This window comes from Dyella sp. C9 (assembly GCF_003332825.1).
In the GTDB taxonomy this organism is placed as follows: domain Bacteria; phylum Pseudomonadota; class Gammaproteobacteria; order Xanthomonadales; family Rhodanobacteraceae; genus Dyella.
Window position 1 is genome coordinate 40,569 of the sequence record NZ_QIRF01000007.1, and the last position, 25,836, is coordinate 66,404.

The 25,836-nt window shown below is 66.1% G+C and carries 25 protein-coding genes; 12 read left to right on the forward strand and 13 right to left on the reverse strand.

From position 1 onward, the window contains the following. Positions 1-63 precede the first annotated feature (63 nt). Together eda and DVU99_RS10600 are read left to right on the forward strand one after the other, a co-directional pair. Positions 64-705 (forward strand): bifunctional 4-hydroxy-2-oxoglutarate aldolase/2-dehydro-3-deoxy-phosphogluconate aldolase, encoded by a 642-nt coding sequence (gene eda / locus DVU99_RS10595; protein ID WP_114240181.1) that lies wholly within the window; start codon positions 64-66, stop codon positions 703-705. A gap of 204 nt (positions 706-909) precedes the next feature. Further along, positions 910-1,446 (forward strand): DUF2059 domain-containing protein, encoded by a 537-nt coding sequence (locus DVU99_RS10600; protein ID WP_157971406.1) that lies wholly within the window; start codon positions 910-912, stop codon positions 1,444-1,446. A gap of 115 nt (positions 1,447-1,561) precedes the next feature. On the opposite strand, the gene DVU99_RS10605 is transcribed toward DVU99_RS10600, so the two are convergent. Next, entirely contained in the window at positions 1,562-2,440 is an 879-nt protein-coding gene (locus DVU99_RS10605) for a hypothetical protein (RefSeq protein WP_114240183.1), read from the reverse strand. A gap of 235 nt (positions 2,441-2,675) precedes the next feature. On the opposite strand from DVU99_RS10605, the gene DVU99_RS10610 reads away from it, so the two are divergent. The 4 genes from DVU99_RS10610 (at position 2,676) to DVU99_RS10625 (ending at position 6,835) form a co-directional block, all read left to right on the forward strand. Continuing rightward, complete coding sequence (locus tag DVU99_RS10610) at positions 2,676-2,972, forward strand: HigA family addiction module antitoxin (protein ID WP_114240184.1); 297 nt, start codon at positions 2,676-2,678, stop codon at positions 2,970-2,972. Between the two features lie 534 nt (positions 2,973-3,506). Continuing rightward, entirely contained in the window at positions 3,507-5,171 is a 1,665-nt protein-coding gene (locus tag DVU99_RS10615) for a protease pro-enzyme activation domain-containing protein (protein WP_198670269.1), read from the forward strand. A gap of 114 nt (positions 5,172-5,285) precedes the next feature. Beyond that, on the forward strand, positions 5,286-5,810 hold the full coding sequence (locus tag DVU99_RS10620; RefSeq protein WP_114240186.1) for a hypothetical protein: 525 nt from the start codon (positions 5,286-5,288) through the stop codon (positions 5,808-5,810). A 77-nt stretch (positions 5,811-5,887) separates the two neighbouring features. Continuing rightward, a complete protein-coding gene (locus DVU99_RS10625) occupies positions 5,888-6,835 on the forward strand; it encodes a hypothetical protein (RefSeq protein ID WP_114240187.1) in 948 nt (315 codons plus the stop codon). A 7-nt stretch (positions 6,836-6,842) separates the two neighbouring features. On the opposite strand, the gene DVU99_RS10630 is transcribed toward DVU99_RS10625, so the two are convergent. Continuing rightward, the gene (locus DVU99_RS10630; protein WP_114240188.1) at positions 6,843-7,208 is read right to left on the reverse strand and encodes a hypothetical protein; all 366 of its coding nucleotides are present in this window, start codon (positions 7,206-7,208) and stop codon (positions 6,843-6,845) included. A 156-nt stretch (positions 7,209-7,364) separates the two neighbouring features. Here DVU99_RS10630 and DVU99_RS10635 point away from each other — a divergent pair, with 156 nt between their 5' ends. Next, positions 7,365-7,901, forward strand: coding sequence for a DUF2501 domain-containing protein (locus DVU99_RS10635; protein WP_198670270.1), 537 nt, complete (start codon positions 7,365-7,367; stop codon positions 7,899-7,901). A gap of 42 nt (positions 7,902-7,943) precedes the next feature. Here DVU99_RS10635 and DVU99_RS10640 read toward each other — a convergent pair whose 3' ends face one another. The 5 genes from DVU99_RS10640 to cyoA are packed head-to-tail and all read right to left on the reverse strand — an operon-like array spanning position 7,944 to position 12,783. Then, a complete protein-coding gene (locus DVU99_RS10640) occupies positions 7,944-8,723 on the reverse strand; it encodes an SURF1 family protein (RefSeq protein WP_114240190.1) in 780 nt (259 codons plus the stop codon). 40 nt (positions 8,724-8,763) lie between these two features. Continuing rightward, positions 8,764-9,153, reverse strand: a complete 390-nt coding sequence (cyoD, locus tag DVU99_RS10645) for a cytochrome o ubiquinol oxidase subunit IV (protein WP_114240191.1) — start codon at positions 9,151-9,153, stop codon at positions 8,764-8,766. Further along, entirely contained in the window at positions 9,150-9,788 is a 639-nt protein-coding gene (cyoC, locus tag DVU99_RS10650) for a cytochrome o ubiquinol oxidase subunit III (RefSeq protein ID WP_114240192.1), read from the reverse strand. Before cyoC ends, cyoD begins: the two co-directional genes overlap by 4 nt. Then, on the reverse strand, positions 9,781-11,784 hold the full coding sequence (gene cyoB, locus DVU99_RS10655; RefSeq protein ID WP_114240193.1) for a cytochrome o ubiquinol oxidase subunit I: 2,004 nt from the start codon (positions 11,782-11,784) through the stop codon (positions 9,781-9,783). Before cyoB ends, cyoC begins: the two co-directional genes overlap by 8 nt. A 24-nt stretch (positions 11,785-11,808) precedes the next feature. Beyond that, on the reverse strand, positions 11,809-12,783 hold the full coding sequence (gene cyoA / locus DVU99_RS10660) for a ubiquinol oxidase subunit II (protein ID WP_198670271.1): 975 nt from the start codon (positions 12,781-12,783) through the stop codon (positions 11,809-11,811). Positions 12,784-12,926: 143 nt separating this feature from the next. Between cyoA and DVU99_RS10665 the strand changes: the two genes are divergently transcribed. Beyond that, positions 12,927-14,255 (forward strand): MFS transporter, encoded by a 1,329-nt coding sequence (locus DVU99_RS10665; RefSeq protein ID WP_114240194.1) that lies wholly within the window; start codon positions 12,927-12,929, stop codon positions 14,253-14,255. A 29-nt stretch (positions 14,256-14,284) separates the two neighbouring features. Here the strand turns inward: DVU99_RS10665 and DVU99_RS10670 are convergent, their stop codons facing one another. Both DVU99_RS10670 and DVU99_RS10675 read right to left on the reverse strand, forming a co-directional pair. Further along, positions 14,285-16,471, reverse strand: coding sequence for a sensor domain-containing diguanylate cyclase (locus DVU99_RS10670; protein ID WP_198670272.1), 2,187 nt, complete (start codon positions 16,469-16,471; stop codon positions 14,285-14,287). 87 nt (positions 16,472-16,558) lie between these two features. Further along, a complete protein-coding gene (locus DVU99_RS10675) occupies positions 16,559-16,864 on the reverse strand; it encodes a DUF1272 domain-containing protein (protein ID WP_114240196.1) in 306 nt (101 codons plus the stop codon). Between the two features lie 112 nt (positions 16,865-16,976). Between DVU99_RS10675 and DVU99_RS10680 the strand changes: the two genes are divergently transcribed. From DVU99_RS10680 to DVU99_RS10690, 3 genes are all read left to right on the forward strand, one after another. Then, positions 16,977-17,834, forward strand: coding sequence for an EamA/RhaT family transporter (locus tag DVU99_RS10680; protein ID WP_114240197.1), 858 nt, complete (start codon positions 16,977-16,979; stop codon positions 17,832-17,834). A 132-nt stretch (positions 17,835-17,966) separates the two neighbouring features. Continuing rightward, positions 17,967-19,571, forward strand: a complete 1,605-nt coding sequence (locus DVU99_RS10685) for a S10 family peptidase (protein WP_114240198.1) — start codon at positions 17,967-17,969, stop codon at positions 19,569-19,571. 88 nt (positions 19,572-19,659) lie between these two features. Continuing rightward, positions 19,660-20,031: a SnoaL-like domain-containing protein gene (locus DVU99_RS10690; RefSeq protein WP_114240199.1), complete on the forward strand. Its 372-nt coding sequence runs from the start codon at positions 19,660-19,662 to the stop codon at positions 20,029-20,031. A 169-nt stretch (positions 20,032-20,200) separates the two neighbouring features. Here the strand turns inward: DVU99_RS10690 and rpoD are convergent, their stop codons facing one another. Next, on the reverse strand, positions 20,201-22,054 hold the full coding sequence (rpoD, locus tag DVU99_RS10695) for an RNA polymerase sigma factor RpoD (protein ID WP_114240200.1): 1,854 nt from the start codon (positions 22,052-22,054) through the stop codon (positions 20,201-20,203). A gap of 165 nt (positions 22,055-22,219) precedes the next feature. Then, the gene (gene dtd / locus DVU99_RS10700) at positions 22,220-22,660 is read right to left on the reverse strand and encodes a D-aminoacyl-tRNA deacylase (protein ID WP_114240201.1); all 441 of its coding nucleotides are present in this window, start codon (positions 22,658-22,660) and stop codon (positions 22,220-22,222) included. Positions 22,661-22,800: 140 nt separating this feature from the next. On the opposite strand from dtd, the gene DVU99_RS10705 reads away from it, so the two are divergent. Beyond that, positions 22,801-23,697, forward strand: coding sequence for a lipid A biosynthesis acyltransferase (locus DVU99_RS10705; RefSeq protein WP_114240202.1), 897 nt, complete (start codon positions 22,801-22,803; stop codon positions 23,695-23,697). Positions 23,698-23,725: 28 nt separating this feature from the next. Here the strand turns inward: DVU99_RS10705 and DVU99_RS10710 are convergent, their stop codons facing one another. Both DVU99_RS10710 and DVU99_RS10715 read right to left on the reverse strand, forming a co-directional pair. Next, on the reverse strand, positions 23,726-24,040 hold the full coding sequence (locus DVU99_RS10710) for a hypothetical protein (RefSeq protein ID WP_114240203.1): 315 nt from the start codon (positions 24,038-24,040) through the stop codon (positions 23,726-23,728). After that, entirely contained in the window at positions 24,037-25,743 is a 1,707-nt protein-coding gene (locus tag DVU99_RS10715; RefSeq protein ID WP_114240204.1) for a glycosyltransferase family 39 protein, read from the reverse strand. The genes DVU99_RS10710 and DVU99_RS10715 overlap by 4 nt, the downstream gene beginning before the upstream one ends. Positions 25,744-25,836 lie beyond the last annotated feature (93 nt).

Sequence of the window (25,836 nt, forward strand, 5' to 3'; positions counted from 1 at the left end):
GGCCAGCGCCGGGATGACGATCACGGAGGCGCAGGCCTCCCCTCTTTCAGTCCACGGAACGCCATGAGCATCGAACAGAAGCAGAAACAGGTTGAAGCCACCTTGCGCCTGGCGCCGGTGGTGCCTGTGGTCATCATCGAGGACGTGCGCGCCGCGGTACCGATGGCCCGCGCGCTGGTCGCCGGTGGCACGCCGGCCATCGAGATCACGCTGCGCACGCCGGCCGCACTCGATGCCATCAAGGCCATCGCCGAGGAAGTGGAAGGCGCCGTGGTCGGCGTGGGCACCGTGCTCAGCGCCAAGGACCTGCGCGCCGCGCACAAGGCCGGTGCGCGCTTTGCGGTGTCGCCCGGCGTGTCGCCCGGCCTGCTCGACGCGGCGGACGACAGCGAGCTGCCGCTGCTGCCCGGCACGGCCACCGCAAGCGAAGTGATGACCCTGCTGGAGCGCGGCTACCGCCACGTGAAGTTTTTCCCCGCCGTGCCGGCCGGCGGCCACAAGCTGATCGGTGCCTGGGCCAGCCCGCTGCCGCAGATGAAGTTCTGCCCCACCGGTGGCATCAGCCTCGCCAACGCAAACGATTTCCTCTCGCTGCCCAACGTGATCTGCGTGGGCGGTTCGTGGCTCACCCCGGCCGACAAGCTGCGCGGCGGTGATTGGGCCGGCATCGAGCAGCTGGCGCGCGAGGCGGCAGCGCTGCGCTGAGGCGCGGGTCACCCCCTCGCCCCGGGCATGGCGCGTGCCAGGCAGCGCCCGCGCGCCGTGAGCTGCCATGGCAAGGTGCGGCGCGGGTGGCGCGGGCGGCGCGAAGTGCGAATGGATGACATGACGCCATTGGCTTAGAGTGCAGCCACCCGCCGGCAGGCGTTGGCGGCCCATCCCATGGATCACGACCCGGAGACACGGAGCATGCGTAGTTTCATTGCAGCAGTCGTACTTTCCTCAGCACTGGCCATGCCCGCCATGGCGGTGGAGGCTCCCCCCACCGACGCATCGCTGCACAAGCTTCTGGACGTCACCCACGTGCACAGCCTGGTCGACAACATGATGGCGCAGACGCGCGCCATGATGCAGCAGTCCGTCGAGGCCAACCTCGCCAGCCAGTCGCAGCTGGATGACGGCCAGCGCAAGATCATCAGCGACAGCGAGCAGAAGATGCAGGCACTGCTGGCGAACGAGCTGGCCTGGGCCAAGCTCGAGCCGGTGTACATGGACATCTACCGAAAGTCGTTCACGCAGAAGGAAGTCGACGATATGACCGCGTTTTACCTGTCGCCGTCGGGTCAGTCGATGGTGACCAAGATGCCGCAGGTCATGGCGCAGACCATGCAGTACTTGAAAAGCGAAATGGCGACGATGGGGCCGCAGATCCAGCGCATCAGCGAGGACACCGCCAATCAACTGAAGGCCTACAACGCCAGCAAGCTTGGCCCGGCCAATCATTGATTGCATGGCTTGCCGAGCTGGCGCGGCTGCAGCCCACCGGCGGTAAGAAGCAGTACCTGGAAACCCCTGCATTCTGTTTCGGGCCGCCTCGCCTTCGGTGCGAGGCAGCTTCGGCTCAGGCCGGGTGCCGCTCCCCCGGCCGCGGGGCGACGGCCAGGCCAATGATCCAGCCCACGTAGAAGCGAAGATCGATCGTGTACTCCGCCCATGAGTAGATGTGGATGGGCCTGGCTGCAAACAGCAACAGGGCGAGTTGCAGGCCGCCCGCCACGATCAGCCAGACCAAGGCGATGGCTGCCGTCAGCATGATGCAGCGCGATAGCACCTGTGGGTCACGGTACTCGCGCATGTGGAAAAACCCGGCCAGCAGAATGCTCGTGCAAGGTATCGCGGTGGAGACGATATCCGGCACATCCCAGTCAAACACCACGCCCACCAGCGGAATGGCAAGCAGGGCCAGCAGCAATGCGGGCAACCCGATCCAGCGACGGCCCGCCGCGCAGTACCAGGCGACCGTCGTCGTGAACGGGATGCATGCCCACTGAAAGACCACGGATATCGCATCAAACAGGCTGTCACTGCCGGGTTCGCTGGTCTTGGCAACCGATACATAACTGGTGATGGCCTCATGCACCAGGACCGCGAGCACGGCAAAACCGAACGCGGACACCGTGGCATGCGTGGTCGTCCTATGCCGGTGCGAGAGATGCAGGCTGAAATGGCGCATTCGCTCCGTCAGTGGCTCCACGAAAAAAGCCACGAGTGAGCCGATCAGCACCGCCGACCATACGGTGGTCCAGCTGAAATGGTGGATGACGGTGAGAAAGCCCTGCCAGATGAGTTCCGGAGCGGCGGAGCAGACCGCCACCCAGGTTGCAAAAAAGAAGATGTTGATCGCGCTCGCGTGCGACGCGTGACGGGGGGCTGCGGCGGTACCGTCGCTACTGGCAGCGGCGTCGGTTTCGCGAGATCGAAGGTTCATCGACGCCTCCATCCCTGGCGCCTGGCCCGGGCGCCGCCGCGTTACTTTAGCCCCTCATCCTGCAGGGCGCATCGATCTTCGAAGCAAGTGTTTTCGGTGGTCCGTGACCGTTTCCGTGGCGCATCGGGCGGTGTGGCCAGTGTGCGCGCCTAAGCGATCACCTACGTCGTCCCCCGACCTGTGCGGACATGGAAGCCTGTAGGGCTTGATCCATCGTTGGGCGCTGCCTGACAGGAAATGAATCCGTATGTGCCTCATACAAACCGATCCGCTGATGGACTTTGAACCGTCAATGCCCTCGCGCAATACGGGTGAAGTGCTGCTGACCGATTACCTTCAACGCCACGCCATCTCGCTTGCCCGGCTGGCGCGTGGTACCGGCATCCCGTTACCCATGTTGAGGCAGATCATCCTCGGGCGTCGGCGCATCAGCGCGGAGCAGGCGTTGCGTCTGTCCAGACTGCTGGACGCTACACCGGTGTTCTGGCTGGTGTTGCAGGCGCGTCATGATCTGGCAGGACACGGGGAAAGCCGCCTTTCCTAGCCGATAACGGCAGTGCACCGACGCGTGCGTATTCTTGCGGATAGCCGTGCGGCGCTTTCTCTCTTCGCCTCGCATGTTGCATGCCAGGCCCACTACCGAACCCGGCGTTGGTGCGTTTTGCGGAAGGTCGTGAAGCGACGGCAAAGCAGGTGTTCGCCTCCGCCATTAAGTGAATCGCGGCACATGTGCCGCTTCCAGCAAGAAACCACGCCTGGCATCGGTGCCAGGCAAATCCATGACGATTCAGGTGCACCATGGCGCACGCGATTTCTCGCTGCTTGCGTAGTTACTTGCCATCGAAGGAGGGCCGGGCGTGCGCTCCTGCGACGCAAAAACTTTCTCGTCGCAAGGCCGCGCGTATTCACCCCAAGGCAACAGATCGGGACCTACGCTCCCGCGGCCTAACGGCGCACACGGGGGAGCGTGTCGCCAGCTCCCCTACGACATGTTTCACGGTCACTGTCTACATCCGGGAGAGTCCCAATGAATAGAACAGCTTTGACTGGAACATATGCAGGAAACGGAGTTCGCTTGATGCTGCGCAAGACCGGTAGCCTGTCCATGGCCATTACCTTGGCCCTGGCAGCAACGGGAACCGCGCAGGCGGCCGGTGTGCTCACCCATCATGTGCGAGACGTGGTGAGCAGCAATGCGGTCGCATCGGTGGGCAGCCTGCCCGCCACCCAGGTGATGCGGCTCGACGTGGTGTTGCCCGTACGCGACCAGGCTGGCCTGGATGCGTTCGTGGCGGATGTCACCAACCCGAGCAGTCCTTCGTATCGCCAGTACCTCACGCCGGCGCAATTCACCGCGCGGTTCGGTCCCACTCAGAGCGACTACGACGCCGTGGTGAACTACCTCACCCGCAACGGCCTCACGGTCGTCGGGGGCAGTCGTGACGGACTGGACGTGCAGGTGAGCGGCAGCGTGGCGGCGGTGGAGAAGGCCTTCAACGTGCACATGCGCACGTACCAGCATCCCAGCGAAAACCGCGTTTTCTACAGTCCCGACCGCGAGCCGACCACGGCGCTGGCGATCCCGCTGTGGCATGTATCGGGCCTGGACAACTATTCGATCCCGCACCCGTTGTACGTGAAGAAGAGCGACTACGCCAAGGCCAATGGCATCAGTCCGGAAGCGGTGGTGGCGCATGCCACGACAGGCTCCGGTCCTTCCGCTTCGTTCCTCGGCAGTGACATGCGTGCGGCCTACTACGGCGGCACGGCGTTGACCGGCTCGGGCCAGAACCTTGGCCTGTTCGAATACGAAGGCACCGACCTGGCCGACCTCACCACGTATTACACCAACGTGAAGCAGACCAACAGCGTGCCCATCACGCTGCTGTCGACCGATGGCACCAGCACCAGCTGCCTGTACTCCAGTGGTTGCGACGACACCGAGCAGACGCTGGACATGACGCAGGCGCTGGGCATGGCGCCGGGCCTGAGCAGCCTGGTGATGTACATCGGCTCCACCGACACGGCGATCATCAGCGCGATGACCACGCACAGCCCGCTGCCGACCACCATCGGCTGCTCGTGGGGCTGGACGCCGGCCGATCCTTCGACACTGGACCCCTACTTCGAGAAGATGGCCGCGCAGGGCCAGACCTTCTTCGCGGCCTCAGGCGACGACTCGACCTGGTCGTCGCGCAACGAGGCGTGGCCAGCGGACGATGCCTACGTGATCTCGGTAGGCGGCACCGACCTCACCACCGCCAGCGCGGCGGGCGCGTGGAAGTCGGAGACGGCGTGGACGGACAGCGGAGGCGGCATCTCGCCGGACAAGATCGCGATTCCGTCGTGGCAGCAGCTCTCGGGCGTGATCACGTCCACCAACAAGGGCTCGACCAAGTACCGCAACGGTCCGGACGTGTCGGCGAACGCCAACTTCACCTTCTACACCTGCGCCGACCAGACCAGCTGCCTCGCCAACGAGTACGGCGGCACCAGTTTTGCGGCGCCGATGTGGGCGGGCTTCATAGCACTGGTCAACCAGCAGATCGTGGCCAATGGTGGCTCGCGCATCGGCAACTTCAACGCGACGATCTACCCGCAGAACATCACCAGCACCTATGCCACGGACTTCCACGACATCACCAGCGGCAAGTCCGGCAGCTACTCGGCGGTGACCGGCTATGACCTGGTGACCGGCTGGGGCAGCCCGAAGGCCGGGTTGATCACCACGCTGGAGCAATAGGCAGGCAGCTTGCAGGGAGGGGCCCGGAGCGACCGGGCCCCTCGGCGATGGTCGCCGGCACGTCCGTGTGGTACTGATGCCCGCCAGGGCTTTCCCCATGGACAGGAGTCGTCGATGAGCGTGATCACCCGCCTGGGTGCGCTGTGCGTGGTGCTGCTGGGCGTCTATGCCGTGGCGCCGCCGGCACATGCGGACCTGCCACCCGCTGCCTGCCCCGCACGTACGCTGGAGCTGGACGAGGCGACCGTGCGTGCCGCCATCGGCGTGCAGGACGTGGTGATGGATGCCGGCCATGCGCAGGCCACCGTGCTGTTCGCCAACGGCGACGTGCTGCGGGTGGCCCAGACCGGTTGCCTGAAGCCGGTGCTGGTGGCCCGCCTGTGGACCGATGCACGCGATGGCGTGGCGGACGAGATCTGGAAACAGCGCGCCACCATGGTGAGCCAGCTGGTGCTCAAGCCCGAGCGCGCGGCGCAGGTGACGGCATCGCTGCAGGCCGCAGGCGTCGACGCGCGCAACAACGGCGCCCCCAGGATCGAGCGCGAGCTGCCGGGCCATGCCGGTTACTCCATGACGGTGATGCGCTCGGCCCAGGACGGCCTGGGCCAGTTCCTGTCGATGGTGTATCTCAACCTGTAGGGCCACGGCTGGCCAAGGTCTGGCGCCGGGCATAAAGTGCTCGCGCATGCGGGCAAGAGGCCCGCCAGGGGGAGGGCATGCTGCGCTGGTTCCGCGAGGTGTGGACGGGTTCGGCGCCCGTCGAGTTCGAGAGTGCCTATGGCATGAACGAGTCGGTCGAGCGGCTCAGGGCGGCGACCGCGCGCTGGGGGATGTTTCGTGTCGCGGGCGAAGTGGCCGCGGGCCGTGTGTCCGAATCCCGCGTGTCCCTGCAGCGGGTGATCCCGATGGTCGGCAATTCGTTCAAGCCGTTCTTCATCGGTCGCTTCGAGCGACGCCAGGGTCGCGTGGTGCTGACCGGCCGTTTCACCATGCTCGCGTTGGTGCGGTTGTTCATGCTGGTCTGGTTCGGTTTTGTCGGCGTGTTCGTGGTCGGCGACCTGCTCGCCGGCCTGGCCCATCCGAAGGCCCTGGCCGCCGCGCCGTTCGGCTTGCTGATGCTCGCGTTCGGGTTTGCCCTGCTGCGCCTGGGCGCCTGGCTCTCGCGCAACGAGCCGGCGTGGCTGTCCGAGGTGAGCCGGCGTGCACTGGGTTCGACCCCGCCGGGCGTCGGCGCGGCGCCGCCCGCACGCGCGGCCCGGCCGGGCGCGAGGCCGCCGCCGATCCTGCTGATCACGGGCGTACTGGCGCTATCAGGCGTGATTGCGTGTGTGTCGGCCAGCACCGGCGTGCAGCAGTACCGCGGGGACGCGACGGGCGCGATCATCACGCACTACGCCGATGAGCGACTGCGTTATCTCAGTGGAGCGATCGGTGTGCTCGCGCTGCTGCTTGCATGGGGTGTCTACCAGCGGCGCCTGCTGGCGTGGCGCGGCGGATTCTTGTTGATCGCGGGTGCGCCCTTCATGCAGCTTTACGCGCTGTTCCGCAGCGATGTGCCGGAGTCCGCGCGCATGCCTGCGTACGTGTTCGCCGGCCTGTCGGTGCTGGTCGTGGCGCTGTGGGGGCGCTGGTGGTATGCGCAGCGCCCGCTGTTCAACGCATGAGGTCGACTCAGTCTGGCTGCGGCGGGGTTTCGTCGACGCAGCGTTCGACTTCGTGGAAATACCACGAATCGTCTTCGTCGAAGTTGGAATAGTAGGTCGCCACCGTGCGATCGCTCACCGGCTTGATGTCGACCAAGGCGACGGCCGGGCCGTCTTCGGTCTGGTGGATCTCGATGGTGGTGCCGGTATAGAGCACGGATCCCTGCAGGAAGATGTGCTTGCTGCCCCATGCGCCGGAGATGCAGGTGGCGATGTCGGCCACGGCGCCGCGGCCTTCGTAGACCGCCGTGGGCTTGGAGTTGCGCAGGCTGCCCTGGCTGGAGCAGCCGGCCATCAGCGTCACCAGCGTGGCAAGGGCCACATATCGTTTCATCGAGTCGCTTCCATGAAGTCGTTGAGGGCGTGTGCCCATGGTACGGGCGCGCCGGCCGGCGCGCACCTGAACGGCAAACGCGCGAAGTGCGTTGTGCGCTGACGCGACCATGACGACGCAAGGTGTTGAATGGCCGGACCTGATGGAGGGACGGACATGAACAAGCACATCGGAACCGGCATCACGGTCGGCCTGGCCATCATCCTGGGCCTCGTCTGTGGCAGCGGTGCGGCGCAAGACCTGGGCAAGCTTGGCGGGATGATTCCCGGTGGTGGCTCCATGAGTTCAGGGAGCATGGGCAACGTGGCGGGGCTGCTCGAATACTGCGTGAAGAACAATTACCTGGGTGGCGATTCGGGCGCCTCCGGCATCAAGGACCAGTTGCTGGGCAAGATGGGTGGCGGTTCCTCGGGTTCATCGGCCAGCGACAGCCAGGGGTCGAGCACCAGCAACATGCTGGGCGAGTTGACCGGCAGCAAGAAGAAGTCGTCGGACAGCAGCAGTGGCGGCAGCGCCAGCGGCGGTGCGACCAGCGATCCTGCCTACCTCAGCGGTGCCAAGGGCATCCTGCAGGGCAGCAACGGCCAGAGCATGGATCTCAACAGCCTCGGTGGCGGCAATAGCGACATGAAGTCGCAACTGACCAAGAAGGCCTGCGACACCGTGCTCAAGCAGGGCAAGTCGTTCCTGTAGCGACCAGCCTGGCGCGGTCGTGGCCGCGCGCAGGGTGCGCTCCTACACCCGGGGCGGTGTGGAGCGCCGCAGCCGACGCTCGTCGCGCGCCACGTAGATGGCCGCCGCCAGCACCATCAGTGCCAGCAGGTACCAGGTGATCAGGTAGCTGAGGTGATTGTTGGGAAACGCGATCACGGTGAGCCCGCCTTGCGGCCAGGCGGGCTTGCCGGCATCGAGCGTGCCCGGTGCCGCATCCTCGTCCACGAAGTACGGCGCGACGTCCCGGAGGCCGCGCGCGGTGGCGATGGCCGCCACGTCGCGCGTGTACCAGGTGTTGCGCGACGGATCGTTGTGGCGGAACAGTCCCGGTGGTTCGCTCATGCGCAGCAGGCCGGTCAGGGTGGTCTCGCCGTCCGGGCCGGGTGCGCACTGGGCCTTGAGCCCGCACCAGTCCTCGGGCGCGAAGCCGCGATTGACCAGCACCACCGAACCATCCGCCAGCTGCAGCGGCGTCATCAGCCAGTAGCCGGTGCCGTAGTTCGATGCCGTCCACACCGGCGTCTGCCGGTCGTACAGGAAACGGCCGCGCAGCTGCACGTGGCGATACTCGGCCGATTGCGCGGTAATGCCGCCCCACGCGTCGCGCGCGGGTGCATCCACCGGCGCGGCGTGCACGCGCTGGTCGACGCGGGCGATCAGGTCGCGCTTCCACGCCAGCCGGTACACCTGCCAGGTGCCCAGGGCGATGAATCCGGCGAACAGGATCAGGCCCAACAGGGCCAGCAGGCCCAAGGCCAGCGGGCCGCGCGGCTGGCGGCCCGTTTCTTCGGTAACACTCATGGATGACTCGCGGAAGTGGCTGTGCGACCTGCGTGAACCGTCACGGCAGGTTCGCCGGATCCATCATGGACGGCATCATGTTGCTGTTGAGGTGATACATGATCCAGATCGATCCGCTGAGCGTGATGACGACCAGCACGATGGTAAACACCAGCGCGAGCATGTTCCAGCCGCCCTCGGACTTCGCGTTCATGTGCAGGAAGTAGATCATGTGCACCACGATCTGCACCGCCGCCAGCGCGAGGATCACCACAGCCGCCGTGCTCGACTTCTCGATCACATGGCCCATCACCAGCCAGAACGGGATGACGGTGAGGATCACCGCCAGCACGAAGCCCGTCATGTAGCCGCCGAAGGTGGCGTGGATGCCCAGGTCGTCGTGACCGTGGCCGTCGTCGTGGGCGTGCTGGGTGTCGTCATGCGCGCTCATGGCAGCACTCCCATCAGGTAGACGAAGCTGAAGACGCCCACCCACACCACGTCGAGGAAGTGCCAGAACATCGACAGGCACATCAGGCGACGCTTGTTGGCCGGGATCAGGCCCTTCTTCGCCACCTGGCTCATCAGCACGATCAGCCAGATGATGCCGCAGGTGACGTGCAGGCCGTGGGTGCCCACCAGGGTGAAGAACGAGGAAAGGAACGCGCTGCGCTGCGGGCCGGCGCCGATCGACACCAGATGGGCGAATTCGCGCAGCTCCAGCGTGATGAAGCAGGCGCCCAGCAGGCCGGTGATGGTGAGCCACAGCATCATCGGGCTTTGGCGGTCGCGCTGCATTTCCAGCACCGCGAAACCATAGGTGATCGAGGACAGCAGAAGCAGCGCGGTGTTCACCGCCACCGCGGGCAGTTCCAGCACCTCCGCACCGGTGGGGCCGCCGGCATATTCGCGGCCCAGCACGCCGTACACGGCGAACAGGCAGGCGAAGATGAGGCAGTCGCTCATCAGGTAGATCCAGAAGCCCAGCAGCGTGCCGTTGGGCGTATGGCTCTCGGTAGTCTCGTGGAAGACCAGCGGCTGCGTCGGTCCGGCCGAGGCGGGATAGGTGGTGGATATCTCAGACATGGCGGGCCAGCAGCTCCGTACGGGATGCCTCGACGCGGCGCACATCGTCCGCCGACAGGTAGTAATCGCGGTGGTAATTGAAGGTGTGCGCGATGGCCACCACCAGGATGCCCGCGAAGGAGAGGATGGCCACCAGCCACATGTACCAGATCATCGCGAAGCCAAAGATGAAACTGAGGCCGCCGAGGATGATGCCGGCGCCCGTGTTGAGCGGCATGTGGATCGGCACGAAGCCGTCAAGCGGACGCTGGTAGTGGTACTTCTTCATCATCCACCACGCGTCGTGGTCATGCACCAGCGGGGTGAAGGCGAAGTTGTACTTCGGCGGCGGCGAGGAGGTCGACCATTCCAGCGTGCGCCCGTTCCACGGGTCGCCGGTCACGTCGCGCAGGGCCTCGCGGCGGCGGAAGCTCACCACGAACTGCAGGATCATGCAGCCGATGCCGAGCAGGATCAGGAACGCGCCGAACGCGGCCAGCACGAACCATATCTGCAGTGCCGGGTCGGTGAAGTGGCTGAGGCGGCGCGTGATGCCCATCAGGCCGAGCACGTACAGCGGCATGAAGGCGAAATAGAAGCCCACCACCCAGAACCAGAACGAGCACTTGCCCCAGAACGGATCGAGCCGGAAGCCGAACGCCTTGGGAAACCAGTAGCTGATGCCGGCGAACAGGCCGAACAGCACGCCGCCAATGATCACGTTGTGGAAGTGCGCGATCAGGAACAGGCTGTTGTGCAGCGAGAAATCCGCCGGGGGCACCGCCAGCAGCACGCCGGTCATGCCGCCGATCACGAAGGTGACCATGAAGGCCACCGTCCACATCATCGGCAGCTCGAACTCGACCCGGCCGCGGTACATGGTGAACAACCAGTTGAAGATCTTCGCACCGGTGGGGATGGAGATGATCATGGTGGTGATGCCGAAGAACGAGTTGACGCTCGCCCCCGAGCCCATGGTGAAGAAGTGGTGCAGCCACACCAGATAGGACAGCACCGTGATCACCACCGTGGCGTACACCATCGAGGCATAGCCGAACAGCGGCTTGCGGCTGAAGGTGGCGGTCACTTCGGAGAAGATGCCGAACGCAGGCAGGATCAGGATGTATACCTCCGGGTGCCCCCAGATCCAGATCAGGTTCACGTACATCATGGCGTTTCCGCCAAGCGTGGTGGTGAAGAAGTTGGTGCCGGCGTAGCGATCCAGCGCCAGCAGCGCGAGCACGGCGGTCAACACGGGGAATGCCGCCACGATCAGCACGTTGGTGCACAGCGCGGTCCAGGTGAACACCGGCATCTTCATCATGGTCATGCCGGGCGCGCGCATCTTGATGATGGTCACCAGCAGGTTGATGCCCGACAACAAGGTGCCGATGCCCGCTATCTGCAGCGCCCATATGTAGTAGTCCACGCCCGCGTCGGGGCTGGACACGATGTCGGACAGCGGGGGATAGGCCAGCCAGCCGGTGCGTGCGAACTCGCCGATGAACAGCGAGGCCATCACCAGCAGCGCGCCGGCCACGGTCATCCAGAAGCTGAAGTTGTTGAGGAAGGGAAAGGCGACGTCGCGGGCACCGATCTGCAGCGGCATCACGAAGTTCATCATGCCCGTCACCATCGGCATGGCGACGAAGAAGATCATGATCACCCCGTGCGCGGTGAAGATCTGGTCGTAGTGCTCCGGTGGCAGGTAGCCCACGTTGTCGCCGAAGGAGATCGCCTGCTGCGCGCGCATCATGATGGCGTCGGCGAAGCCGCGCAGCAGCATGATGAACCCAAGGATCATGTACATGATGCCGATGCGCTTGTGGTCGATGCTGGTGAACCACTCGTGCCATAGGTAGCCCCATAGCTTGAAGTAGGTGATGGCGCCGAGCACGGCGATCGCGCCGATCGCCACCACCGCGAAGGTGCCGAGCACGATGGGCACGTGCAGCGGCAGCGACTCCAGGGTGAGTCGACCGAAGATCAGCTTGGTAAGGTCGGTCTGGGCAAGCATCGTCAACACCGCCTGTCGCTAGGTTCAGTCGGAATGGGGATGGTGGTTGGACATGTCGGCCATGTCCCCGGCCGGTGCCGCGGCGCCGGCCTCGCCCTCGGTCCTGGGCGGCTTCATTTCCATATGGGCCATGCACGAAGGGTCGTCCGGCTGCACGCAGTGGGTGAGGATGGCCAGGTACAGGCCTGGCTCCACCGTGGCATAGAACTTCACCGGCTCGTTCTCGCTCGGCTCGGCCAGCTTCACGTAGACCTCACGGCTGAGGTCACCGCCGTTCGCCTTGGCCTGCGCCACCCAGCGCGAGAATCCTTCCTCGTCCAGGCCGTGGAAGACGAAGTGCATGCCCGAAAAGCCGTTGCCGCTGTAGTTGGCGGAGAAGCCCTGGTATTCGCCCGGCTTGTTGATCACCGCCTGCAGGGTGGTCTCCATGTTGGGCATGGCGTAGATCTGCCCGGCCAGCGCGGGGATGAAGAACGAGTTCATCACCGAGGTGGCCGTAATCTTGAACTGGATCGGCCGATCCACCGGCGCGGCCAGTTCGTTCACGGTGGCAATGCCTTGCTCGGGGTATATGAACAGCCACTTCCAGTCGAGCGCGACCACGTCGACCACCAGCGGTCGGGCATCGGCAGGAAGCTGGCGGCTGGCGTCGATGCGTTCCAGCGGCCGGTACGGATCGAGCTTGTGGGTACTGACCCAGGTGATCGCGCCGAGCGCAATGATGATCAGCAGCGGCGCGGACCAGATCAACAGCTCGAGGATGGTGGAGTGATCCCATTCGGGATCGTAGGTCGCCTTCTTGTTGGAAGCGCGGAAGTGCCAGGCGAACCACAGCGTCAACACAATCACCGGAACAATGATGAGCAGCATCAGTACCGTTGAAGTGATGATCAGGTTGCGCTGTTGCACGGCGAGGTCGCCGGATGGCGACATCAGCACGGTTTGGCAGCCCGCAAGCAGGAGGGCGACAGGTAGCAGCAGTCCACGGAAAGCCTTCATAGACATAGCCGACGACGCAACCGATGAGCTGGATGGTGGAAACGGTACGCCGATCGGCGCGGTACAGGAACTTCCCATAGCGCGTAAGGCGTGGCGGTGCCATGCTGCGGCGGCGCCATCCTCCCTCTTTCCGAGTAACGACTATGTCAAGCACGTTCCCTGAACATGGATCGGCGGGCACCACGGTCGAGGACATCGGGCGGCTGCATGCCCACGCCAAGGTGGCGCCGGGCGAGATCGCCGTGGGCGTCATCATCGGCCGCACCTCCGAGCACTTCGACTTCTTCGTGTTCGGCATTTCCTGCGTGCTGGTGTTTCCCTCCCTGCTGTTTCCCTCGGCCAGCCAGCTGGACGGCATGCTGTACGCCTTCACGATCTTTTCACTGGCCTTCATCGCGCGGCCGTTCGGCACCGCGCTGTTCATGAGTTTCCAGCGGCGCTGGAGCCGCGGCACCAAGCTCACCATCGCGCTGTTCCTGCTTGGCAGCGCCACCGCGGGCATGGCCTTCCTGCCCGGCTACAAGGTAATCGGCGCCTGGTCGATCGGCCTGCTGGTGCTGTTCCGCATCCTGCAGGGCATCGCCCTGGGCGGTTCATGGGACGGCCTGCCCTCGCTGCTGGCGCTCAACACGCCGGCGCAGCGCCGTGGCTGGTACGCGATGCTCGGCCAGCTCAGTGCGCCGATCGGCTTCATGGTGGCCGGTGCGCTGTTCCTGTTCCTGCACAGCAGCCTCAGCCAGGAGGACTTCATCGACTGGGGCTGGCGCTATCCGTTCTTCGTGGCCTTCGCCATCAACGTGGTGGCGCTGTTCGCACGCCTGCGCCTGGTGGTGACCGAGGAATACACGGTGGCGATGGAAGAGCGCGAGCTCGAGCCCATCGGCATCATCGACCTGCTGCGCAGCCAGGGCTACAACATCTTCATCGGCGCCTTCGCCGCGCTGGCCAGCTACGCCTTGTTCCACCTGGTGACCATCTTCCCGCTGTCGTGGATCGTGCTGGGCTCCACCCAGTCGGTGAACGCGGTGCTGGTGGCCGAGCTGATCGGCGCCGTGGCCTGCATCTTCGGCATGATCATCTCGGGCCTGCTGGCCGATCGCATCGGCCGGCGCACCACGCTGGGCCTGATGGCCGCGCTGATCGCCATCTTCGCGCTGATCACGCCGTGGCTGCTGGGTGGCGGCAAGCTGGGGCAGGACGCCTTCATCATCCTGGGCTTTGGCGGGCTGGGCCTGTCTTATGGCCAGGCGGCCGGCAGCGTGACGTCCAACTTCGAGATCCGCCTGCGTTATGCCGGTGCCGCGCTCACTACCGACTTCGCCTGGCTGATCGGCGCGGCCTTCGCGCCGCTGGTGGCACTGGGCCTGTCGGCACGCTTCGGCCTGGTGGCGGTAAGCGCCTACCTGCTGTCCGGCGTGATCTGCACCTTGCTGGCGCTGCGCGTGAACCGGGCATTGGCTGCCAGGGAGTAGCCGGCCGGCATCGTTGACCGGGCGCGGCCTCAGAGGTCGCCGAGGTTGAGCCGGTAACCGTTGCGGCCGCTTTCCTTGACCTGGTACAGCGCCTCGTCGGCGCGCTGCAGCAGCGCGTCGGCGGTGGTGGCACCGGCATGCAGCGTCGCGCCGATGCTCAGTGTCACCTGCAGCCGCACGCCTTCGATGTCCACCGGTGGCTTCATCGCCTCGGCCACGCTGCGTACCAGGGCCTCGGCCGTGGTGGCATCCCCGATGTCGCGGCAGAGTATGACGAACTCGTCGCCGCCCAGCCGCGCCAGCAGGTCGCTCTTGCGCACGCAGGTCTTCAGGCGCGCGGCCACCTCGCGCAGTGCCGCATCGCCGGCGGCGTGGCCGTGGGTGTCGTTGATCTGCTTGAAGTGGTCCACGTCGATCATCATCACCAGCAGCGGCTCGCGCGCCATGGCGGCGTGCTGGATGGCCAGCTCGATACCGTTGTGGAAGGCGAGGCGGTTGGCAATGCCGGTGAGGGTGTCGTGGTGGGCCAGGAAGGCCAGCTTCTGCTCGGCGCGCTTGAGCTTGGTGATGTCCGTGGTCAGCGTGTAGAAGCCGTTGCGCTCGCCCTTCGAGTTGACGATGGGCAGGTAGGTGGCGTGCAGGTAATGCCGCCGGCCGTTGAATTCGGTGTGGTACTCGAATGAGGTGATCTTGCCGTCCAGCACCTTGTCGATGTGGGGCTTGAGCGTGGGATAGACCGAGGGCCGCGCTTCCTCGACGCTGCGGCCGAGGATGGAGGGCAGCTCGCGCCCGATCAGGGTGCGGGCGTAGGCATTGATGAACACGTAGCGCTGCCCGGCATCCAGCTGCGCGATCAGCGCGGGGATGTTGTCGGTGATGGTGCGCAGGCGCAGCTCGCTGTCGGCGAGTGCCTGCTCGGCGGCGATGCGCGCGGTGACGTCGCGCCCGATGTAGACCATCTCGACCTCGCCAGGGTGGTCGGGGCTGGGGGCCACCCTGGCCAGGGCCTCGAACCAGCGGTACTCGCCCGACTTGCTCCGGATGCGGTAGCAGGTGAGCCGGGCGATGCCATCCAGCCACAGTTGCGCCACCACGGCCATCACGCGTTCGTAGTCGTCCGGGTGGATCATGCTGCCGCGCGAGGCGGCGTATTCGTCCGGCTCCCAGCCCAGGATGTCCCGCACCGAGGGCGATACGTAGCGCCGCGTACCGTCGCGGGCAATGCGCATGATCAGATCGCTGGCGTAGTCAGCCAGCAGGCGATAGCGGCTTTCGCTCGCGTTGGCCTCGAACGACAGGCGCTGGCGGTCGGCCAGCGTCAGCGCCACCGGAACCGCCACGGCACACAGCGTGCCGAGGAAAATCTGTGCGACCAGCGCACGCTCGCCGGCGCTGGCATGCTGGATCAGGTCGAAGGGCCCGCTGCCGAGGGCGGTGCCCACGTTGGTGATGATCGCCACGATCGCCATGCCGACCACCAGTCCCGGGAAACGGTACTGGAACACCAGGTACAGCACCGGCCCGAAGATCACGAACAGCAGCGGGAAGCGCACCTGCGCGAATACGCCCGCGGTGATGGCGGCCAGCAGTGCGATTTCGCACCACATGCGCAGCCGCTGGCCCGGTGGTCCGAGCATGCGGCCACGCTGGCGCAGAGCCACCAGGGTCAGTGTGCCCACGATCACCATGCCCAGCAGATGTGCGCGGAACCACTCGTTGGCCGTGCCCAGGAAGGCGTCGCCGGTCGCGAAGTAGCGGGTCACCATCGCCAGCAGGGTGGATGCCGCGCAGGCGGCCAGCGTCGCCCCGATCGCCACCGCGCCCAGCCGCAGGTAGTGCGTGTGGTGCTCGATGATGCGCGGAACGTAATGGCGTATGGCAGCCGCCACCACGAGGATCTCGATGAGGTTGGCCGGGACAAGGATCAGCGGCACCCACAGGTCATCCGGCGAGTGCAGGCCGAAGCTGAGGTATTGACCCGCCAGCAACCCGGCGGCGATGGCGATCAGGTAGGGCGGCCAGTGCCGCTTCGATACGGTAAGCATGGCACCGGCGGCGATGCCGTTGGCGGCCCACACCGAGGCCATGCTGCCGGTGCAGCGGGCCAGCAGCAGCGTTCCGCCTGCGGCGATGAAGATCACCACGAACAGGATCGCTGACGGAACCAGCATGGGGTGCCGCTTGCGATGGCGCTGCAGGTGTTCGGGTTGGACCATGATGCCTGCGTTCGTCGGGCCGCCTGTACTCCCCATGTTTAGGTCGGCGCACGTCAACGGTCCGTCGTTGCATGCCCGCGTGCGCGGTCAGCGTTGTTCCGGCGGCCGTATGCCGACTCGCGCGACCAGCGCGGCGTGTCGTGCCAGGTCCACCGGCCGGTGCACGGCGTGCGGCGTGGGCGGGTGCTGCCCGAGCATGCGGCCGAGGCCCCAGTCCTGCGCCGGGCGTATGGGCCGCGGCGCGAAACCGCCGGCGCAGTTGGGGCAGACGTCGTGCAGCAGGGCCACGCAGTCGCGGCAGAAGGTGCACTCGAAGGTGCAGATCATCGCCTCGGTCGAGTCGGGTGGCAGCGACCGGTTGCAGTGCTCGCAGGTGGGGCGCAGTTCCAGCATGGGTCGATCCCCTGGGAATGGCGGGCATGGTAACCGTCATGCCGGGGCGGGTACCCTACGCGCCGCCCCGGGGCCGCGCAGGCGCGTCCCGTCCAGCCACCAAGGTTCCCCCATGATCTATGTCCTGTTGAGCGTCGTGTGCAGCGTGCTGGTGTCGGTACTGCTGAAGCTGGCGCGCCGGCTGTCGATCGACGTCGGGCAGGCCATTGCCTGGAACTACGTGGCGACCAGTGCGCTCACGGCGCTGGTGTTCCATCCGTCGCTGGCGGTGCTGCGCAGCCCGCAGGCGCCCTGGCTGGGCTTCGTCGGGCTGGGCCTGCTGCTGCCGCTGATCTTCCTGGCGCTGGCCGCCTCGGTGCGTACGGCCGGCATCGTGCGAACGGACGCCGCGCAACGCCTGTCGCTGCTGATTTCCCTGCTGGCGGCCTTCGTGCTGTTCGGCGAAACGCTCAGCGTGGGCAAGGGCGCGGGCATCGCGCTCGGCCTGCTGGCGCTGCTGTGCATGGTGTGGCGCGCGGCGCCGGTCAACGGTGAAGCGGCCGCGCGTGGCTGGCTATGGCCGCTGGTGGTGTTCGCCGGCTTTGGCGCCATCGACATCCTGTTCAAGCGGGTGGCCCAGGCCGGTACGCCGTTCGCCGCCTCGCTGCAGGCCATGTTCGCGCTGGCGCTGGTGGTCTCGGTGATCCTGCTGCTGTGGCGCCGCTGGCACGACCGCACCTTCTTCACCCTGCGCGATGCGGTGGCCGGCCTGCTGCTGGGCCTGGCCAACTTCGGCAACATCGTGTTCTACGTGCGCGGCCACCAGGCGCTGCCCGACCACCCTTCGCTGGTGTTCGCCAGCATGAACCTGGGCGTGGTGGCGCTCGGCGCGGTGATCGGCGCGGGGGTGTTCCGCGAGCGCCTCAGCGCCGTCAACGTGCTGGGCCTGGCCCTGGCACTGGCGGCCATCGGCATGATTGCCTGGAGCTGACGTCGACCCGCGCTCGGCCCGGGCGAACGACAGCATGAACTTGCGCAGTGACTTCTGGCGTATGAAAGCCGGCGCGCTCGCTGCCTAAGCTGGGCAACACGCGCCATCACGTCCGTCGGAGGTTTCACCCGTATGCGCAAGCTCCCCCTCGCCTTTGCCCTCGCCACGCTGATGCTCGGTACGGTGGTCCATGCCGACGACAAGGGCGACCCGAACAAGAAGCCCGACGAGAAGTCCCCCGCCACGCTGCTCAAGCCGCAGTCGTCGGAAACCTCCGGCACGGTGAAGGTCGAAGGCAAGAGCATCGACTACAAGGCGGTGGCCGGTACCCTGGTGCTGCACGGCAATGGCGACAAGGAGAACGAGCCGCAGGTCAGCATGTTCTACGTCGCCTACTTCAAGAAGGGCGCGGAACCCGGCAAGCGGCCGATCACCTTCATCTACAACGGCGGCCCTGGCTCGGCCACGGTGTGGCTGCACATGGGCGCGTTCGGGCCAAGGCGCGTGGTGACCGCCGACGATTCGCACACGCCGGCGGCGCCCTATGGCCTGGTCAACAACGACTACAGCCTGCTCGACGCCTCCGACCTGGTGTTCATCGATGCGCCGGGCGCGGGCTTCAGCCGCCTGATTGCCGACGACGCCGACAAGGGCAAGCGCGACGAGCTGATGAAGGATCGCAAGAAGAAGATCTACAGCGTCGACGGCGACGGCCACGCGTTCGCCAAGTTCATCACGCAGTTCCTGTCCACTTACAACCGCTGGAACTCGCCCAAGTACCTGTTCGGCGAAAGCTACGGCACCACCCGTTCGGCGGTGGTGGCCAACATCCTGGAGAACGAGGACAGCGTCGACCTCAATGGCGTGGTGCTGCTCTCGCAGATCCTCAATTTCGACACCGACATCGACGGTGCCGCCAACAATCCGGGCGTGGACCTGCCCTACGTGGTGGGCCTGCCTACCTTTGCCGCCACGGCCTACTACCACCACAGGCTGCCGCAGCAGCCGGCCGCGCTGGAGCCCTTCCTGCGCGAGGTGGAGCAGTACGCCATGACCGATTACGCCTCGGCACTGATGGCCGGCTCGCACCTGGACGAAGGGCGCAAGCAGGCGGTGGCGCAGAAGCTGCACCAGTACACCGGCCTGCCGGTGGCCTATCTGCTCAAGGCCAACCTGCGCGTCGATGGCGGCATGTTCGAGCACGAGCTGCAGGCCGATGGCGACATCACCACCGGGCGCCTGGATTCGCGTTTCTCCGGCCCGTCGCTCGATCCGCTGAGCAAGTCGGCCGACTACGATCCGCAGTCCTCGGCGATCAGCTCCGCCTATGTGGCGGCCTTCAACGACTACGTGCGCCGCCAGCTGAAGTTCGGCGACGGCCAGACCTATCGCCTGTTCGCCGACATCGACCATTGGGAGTTCTCGCACAAGGCACCGGGTGCCAGCGAATCGCTGCAGCAGTCCACCAACGTGATGCCGGACCTGGCCACGGCGATGAAGACCAACCCGAACCTGCGCGTCTCGCTCAACGGCGGCTACTACGACCTGGCCACGCCCTATTTCGCGGCCGACTACGAGATGCACCACATGCCGATTCCGGACAGCCTGCAGAAGAACATCTCGTACGCGTGGTACCCCTCGGGCCACATGGTCTATGCGCACGAGGAATCGCTGAAGCAGCTGCACGACAACGTGGCGCGCTTCATCGAGGAAACCGACAACGTCGGCAAGCGCTGATCGTGGCGGCGCGGCGACGAGCCGCGCCTTCACGCCTGCCTTCGACGCGCGGCGCTAACCTCCGCGTTTCCCACGCCGGAGTCGCCCCATGAGTACCGAAGCCGTCGCCAAGCGCCTGGTGGCCATGTGCCGCCACGGCCAGTTCGAGGAAGCGCAGCACGAACTCTACGCCAGGCATGCCGTGAGCATCGAGCCGGAGGCCGCCGCCAATGGTCCGCTGGGCAACGTGCAAGGCCTCGAGGCGATCCTGGAAAAAGGGCGCCGCTTCCAGGCCGGCGTGGCCCAGGTGCACGCCGTGGAGGTCAGCGAACCGCTGGTCGCCGGCCACTGGTTCTGCCTCACCCTGAGCATGGACGTGACCATGAAGGAGCGTGGCCGCATGACCCTGAGCGAGGTATGCGTGTATCACGTGCAGGACGACAAGATCGTCAGCGAGCAGTTCTTCTACGACATGGGCTGAGCCCCGTCGCCTGACTTCCCCTGTAGCAGCGCACCCTGTGCGCGACAAGCCAACGGAGCAGCGACGCTGAAGATCTTCGCGCACAGGGTGCGCTCCTACAGAACAAAGCGTCGCCCAAACAAAAAGCCCCGCTTTCGCGGGGCTTCCTGTACTTGCACCAGCGCAGTGCTCAGTCGATGTCGAGGAACGAGCGCAGCTGCTCGGAGCGGCTCGGATGACGCAGCTTGCGCAGCGCCTTGGCCTCGATCTGGCGGATGCGCTCGCGCGTGACGTCAAACTGCTTGCCGACTTCTTCCAGCGTGTGGTCGGTGTTCATGTCGATGCCGAAGCGCATGCGCAGCACCTTGGCTTCCCTCGGGGTGAGGCCGGCCAGCACGTCGCGCACGGTTTCCATCAGGCCCGTCTCGGTGGCGGACTCGATCGGCGAGGACGCGTTGGTGTCCTCGATGAAGTCGCCAAGATGGGAATCCTCGTCGTCGCCGATCGGGGTTTCCATCGAGATCGGTTCCTTCGCGATCTTCAGCACCTTGCGGATCTTGTCCTCGGGCATCTCCATTTCCTTGGCCAGCTCTTCCGGCGTCGGCTCGCGGCCGAACTGCTGCAGCATCTGGCGGGAAATGCGGTTCAACTTGTTGATCGTCTCGATCATGTGCACCGGGATGCGGATGGTGCGCGCCTGGTCGGCGATCGAGCGGGTGATGGCCTGGCGGATCCACCATGTGGCGTACGTGGAGAACTTGTAGCCGCGGCGGTATTCGAACTTGTCCACCGCCTTCATCAGGCCGATGTTGCCTTCCTGGATCAGGTCGAGGAACTGCAGGCCGCGGTTGGTGTACTTCTTGGCGATGGAGATGACCAGGCGCAGGTTCGCCTCGACCATTTCCTTCTTGGCGCGGCGGGCCTTGGCCTCGCCGATCGACATCGTGCGGTTGATTTCCTTGATGTCGGTCAGCGGCAGGAACAGCTGGCGCTCGATCGAGGCGAGCTTTTCCTGCTCGGCGTCGATCGCTTCCTTGTACGGCTTGATGTTCGGCGACCACTTCTGGCGCTTGCGGCCGAGCTCATTGGCCCACTCGAGGTTGCCCTCGTTGCTCGGGAACGCCTTGAGGAACTCGGCCTTGGGCATCTTCACCTGCTTGACGAAGATGTCCATCAGCACGCGCTCGTGGTGACGGATGTCGTTCACCACGTCGCGCAGCTTGCGCACGAAGCCATCGATCAGCGCGGACGGCAGCTTGAGCTTGAGGAATTCCTCAGCCATCTGGTCACGCAGCTTGACGACCTTCTTGTCGTTGATGTCGGCGGCCTTGGGAGCCGCCTTCTGGAACTTGCTGTAGTAGTCGCGCAGCAGCTCCATGCGGCGCTTGACCTCTTCGGGGTCCGGACCGCTCGGGCCGGCGTCCTCGTCGACGGCGCCGTCTTCCTCGTCCTCGTCTTCCTCGACGTCGGAATCGCTGACTTCCACATCGGCCAGGGCCTGGGCAGCGTCCGCGGCGTCTTCCAGGTCGGCGAAGCCGGCCAGGATCTCGCTCAGGCGGCGCTTGCCGTCCAGGTGCTGGTCGTATTCCTCGAGCAGCAGCTCGATGGTCAGCGGGAAGCTGGCCAGCGCGGTCTGCACCTGGCCCAGGCCTTCCTCGATGCGCTTGGCGATGGCGATTTCGCCCTCGCGGGTCAGCAGCTCGACCGTGCCCATCTCGCGCATGTACATGCGCACCGGGTCGGTGGTGCGGCCCACTTCGGAGTCGACTGCCGACAGCAGCGCCACGGCTTCTTCCGCGGCTGCTTCATCGTCGGTGGAGGCGCCCGGGGCGTTGTCCGAGAGCGGATCGGAGTCGGGCGCAGCGTCGTGCACCTCGATGCCGACGCCCTTGAGCACCGCCATGATGTCTTCGATCTGCTCCGGATCGACGATGTCGTCGGGCAGGTGGTCGTTGATCTCGGCGTAGGTCAGGTAGCCCTGCTCCAGACCCTTGGAGATGAGCGCCTTGATTTCCGATTGTTGCTCGGGAGCTTTGCTATTCATACCTACCGCCGCGTATGCAGGAACCGATCAGTATACCGATGTGATGCTTTTTTGACCAGTTTTCAAGTAAGGATAATGGGATCGCCGACACGCAAAAAACGCGCCAAATAGGCATCTTCCGATGATCCTGTGAGGGAAGTCCGTCAGTTGCCGCGGCCCGGCCGCTCATGGCGTCTCCAGCCAGAACGTGACCGGCCCGTCGTTGACCAGATGAACCTGCATATGGGCGCCGAAGCGGCCGATTTCCACCCGGGGGTGTGCGGCACGGGCCAGTTCCACCAGCCGGTCGAACCAGCGGCGGCCTTCCTCGGGCGTGGCGGCGCTGGTAAAGCTCGGGCGCATGCCCGAGCGGGTATCGGCGGCCAGGGTGAACTGGCTCACCAGCAGCAGTTCCCCCGCAGTGTCGGCCAGGGAGCGGTTCATGCGGCCCTGCTCGTCGGCGAACACGCGATAGCCCAGCAGTCGTTCGAGCATGCGCCGCGTGCGGGCTTCGTCGTCGCCCGGCTGCACGGCCACCAGCGCGAGCAGGCCTGCCCCGATGGCTCCCACGGTTTCGTTCTCGACGTCGACACGGGCAGACAGGACACGCTGGATCAGGGCGATCATGGATGGAGTGACGGCTGGCGACGGCTTCGAAGCTTAGGGCCTGGTTGATGCCGACGATAGCCTCCGGCACCACAGAACGTGGCTCGCGTCGTGCCGTTTACCTCCGCTGGCCGGTTCCGGACGGTTACACTTCGGCGCTCATGCGATTCGACATAGCCATCCTCTACTTCCTCCTGCGCCTGTTCGGAAAGCTGCCCCTGCGGGTGCTGCACGCCATCGGTTCGGGTATCGGCCGCTTCTCGCTGTGGCGCCACAGTCGCACCGCCCACAACACCTCGGTGAACCTGCGCATCGTTCGGCTCGGCCTCGACAAGGCCGCCCAGGCCGCGTTGCTGCGCGAGGTGATGGCGCAGAGCGGCCAGTCGGCCACCGAGATCGCCAAGATCTGGGGCAATGACGCCGAGCGCGCGCTCGACCTGGTGCGCGAGGTGCGCGGCGAAGCCCTGTTTGACGCGGCCCTGGCGGCCGGCAAGGGCGTGATCATCGCCGCGCCGCACCTGGGCTGCTGGGAAGTGCTCAATTACTGGCTGTGCCGCAAGACGCCGATGGCGATCCTGTACCGGCCGCCCCGCATCGCCGCGGTGGAAGGCCTGCTGCGCAAGGTGCGCGGTGCGCTGGCGCCCGAGCAGGTGCGCGCCGAGGGCGCCGGCGTACGTACTTTGTACAAGCGGCTGGCCGGCGGCGGCACGGTAGGCATCCTGCCGGACCAGAAGCCGCGTGCGGGCGAAGGCGAGTTCGCCCCGTTCTTCGGCCGCGACGCACTGACCATGGTGCTGCTGCCGCGGCTGGCTGCGCGTACCGGGTCGACCGTGCTGTTTGCCTTTGCCGAACGGCTGGCGCATGGCCAGGGCTTCCGCGTGCACCTGCTGCCTGCGCCGGAAGGGCTGGCCGATGCCGACCTGGGCGTGGCCTGCCGCGCGCTCAACCGTGGGGTGGAGCAATGCGTGGAGCTCGCCTTCACCCAGTACCAGTGGCATTACAAGCGCTATTCGGCCGACGCCCGTCCCAGCCCCTACGACAACGAGCGCGCGATCTAGCGCCGGTGTGCCGGCACCGCCGGGCGGATCAGCCCAGGCGGCGCAGGAAGACGGTCATTTCCTTCTCGGCCTGCTTGTCGCCACGCGCCTGCGCCGCCGCGATGCCCTGGCGCCAGGCGTCGGCGGCGCCGGGCCGGTCATCCAGCGCCAGGCAGGCCTTGCCCAGCAGTTTCCACGCGGCCGAATAGCCGCCATCGAAAACGACCGCCCGGCGCAGCTCCACGGCGGCGGCGGTGGCATCGCCGGCCGCCAGCAGGGCATTGCCCAGCGAAAAGCGCAGCAGCGCGCCATCGCGGGGGCCCCCGCATTGCGCACGCAGGTTGGCGATCAGTGCGGCGTTCATTGCAGGGCGCGGAAGCGCCACTCGTCGACCTGGTAGATGCGGGTCGGATGCGCCGGTTCCGGCGGTACCCGCCCCGCGCGCAGGTCGGCCAGCGCCTGGGCCGGCCAGATCACCACCCAGCCCGAGCGGAACGGTTGCACCAGCAGCGCATAGCGCAGCGCATTGCTGGTCATTTTCTCCGGATGCTCCACCACCAGGCCGTCCGGATGCTGCTGCGCGAACTGCTGCAGCGATTCGCCTTCATACAACCGCTCGATGGCGTGGGTCATGCGGCCGGCGAAGTGGAACTGGCCCTCGTAGTTGCCGAGCAGGCCGATCGCGCGATGGTCCGCGTCGGCAGCACCGAGCAGCTCGGCCGAGGGGCGCAGGTCGAAGTTCTGCCACATGGTGAGGGTGAACAGCGTGTTGAGCGCCAGCGTGCCGATCAGGCCGGCAAACGCCAGGCGCCGCATCTCGCCACGGCCGCGCAGCAACAGCAGGATGCCCAGCAGCACGAACACCACGCTGAAGAAGCGGCTGTAGCGCTGCGTGCTGTCGAACCATTCGCCGTGCAGGTCGTTGTGCGCCACCAGCATCGGCAGCACAAACAGGAAGATGCCGAACAGGATGCCGCCCACGCCCAGCGGCCAGGTGCCCAGCCACGGGTTGCTGGCCAGCTCGGGACGCTGGTCGCGCAATACCGCCACCGCGCCGGCGATCAGCAGCGCGGCGCCGGCGAACTCCGGCAGCGGGTAGTACAGCTGTTTGCCGCTGATGCAGGAGAACACCAGCATCACCGGGACCAGCCAGCACAGGGCAAAGCGCAGGCCACTGTCCAGCGGACGCCGCAGCGTGGCCAGCGCCGCCCAGGCGCGCGGCCAGCCGCTGAATGGGAACAGCAGCGCCGGGATCATCGGCACGTACCACCAGAACGGGCGGGCGTGGTCGAACGCATTCACCACGCGGCCGGCGGTCTGGGTGAAGAACAGGCGCTGGCGATAAGCCTCGCCGCCGGCAAAGCCGGCCGGCAGCGCCCAGGCCAGCAGCATGGCGCCACCGAGCAGCACCGCGAGCACGCCGCGGCCGTACCAGCGGGCGCGGTTGTCGCGAGCCCAATCGTTCCACAGCGGACCCAGCAACCAGGGGAACGCGACGTGCAGCAGCATCACCGGGCCCTTGGTCAGCAGGCCGGCACCGATGCACAGCCCGAACAGCAGCCAGCGCGGCTCATTGCGCCCCGCCTTCGGGGTCAGGCACAGCAGCGCGGCCAGCACCCATACGGCGAGCAGTACCTCGTACATGATCTGCAGGCCGAACAGGAACGCATAGCCCAGGGCCAGCAGCATCCACGGCGCGCCCTTGGCCACCCATGGGCGCTGGGGAAACAGGCGCTGCGCCAGCAGCGACACCAGCACCAGCTGGGTGCCGCCGAAGATCACCTCGAGTATGCGCGGCCATACATCGCTCACGCCGAACACGGCCCAGCCGGCATGGATCATCCAGAACAGCAGCGGCACCTTTTCGCTGTACGGAGCGCCATTGATATGCGGCACCAGCCAGTCGTGATGCGTCCACATTTCCCACGCCACGGCGAGCGTGCGGGTGGAGTACAGCGGCATCGGGCCATGCGAAAAGATCGCCAGCAGGGCGGCCAGGACCCAGAGCGGCAGCCAGGGCCAGAGGGAGCGCAGGTGTTCGGAGCGGCTGTAGCTGCTGGATGCCACGGGCAGTCTTCTTGATGATGAGTGAGACGATTCTATCCCGAGCGGGGCGCGGGCCATGTGCTGGGGTCTTACGGGCGTTCATGGGGCCCGGAT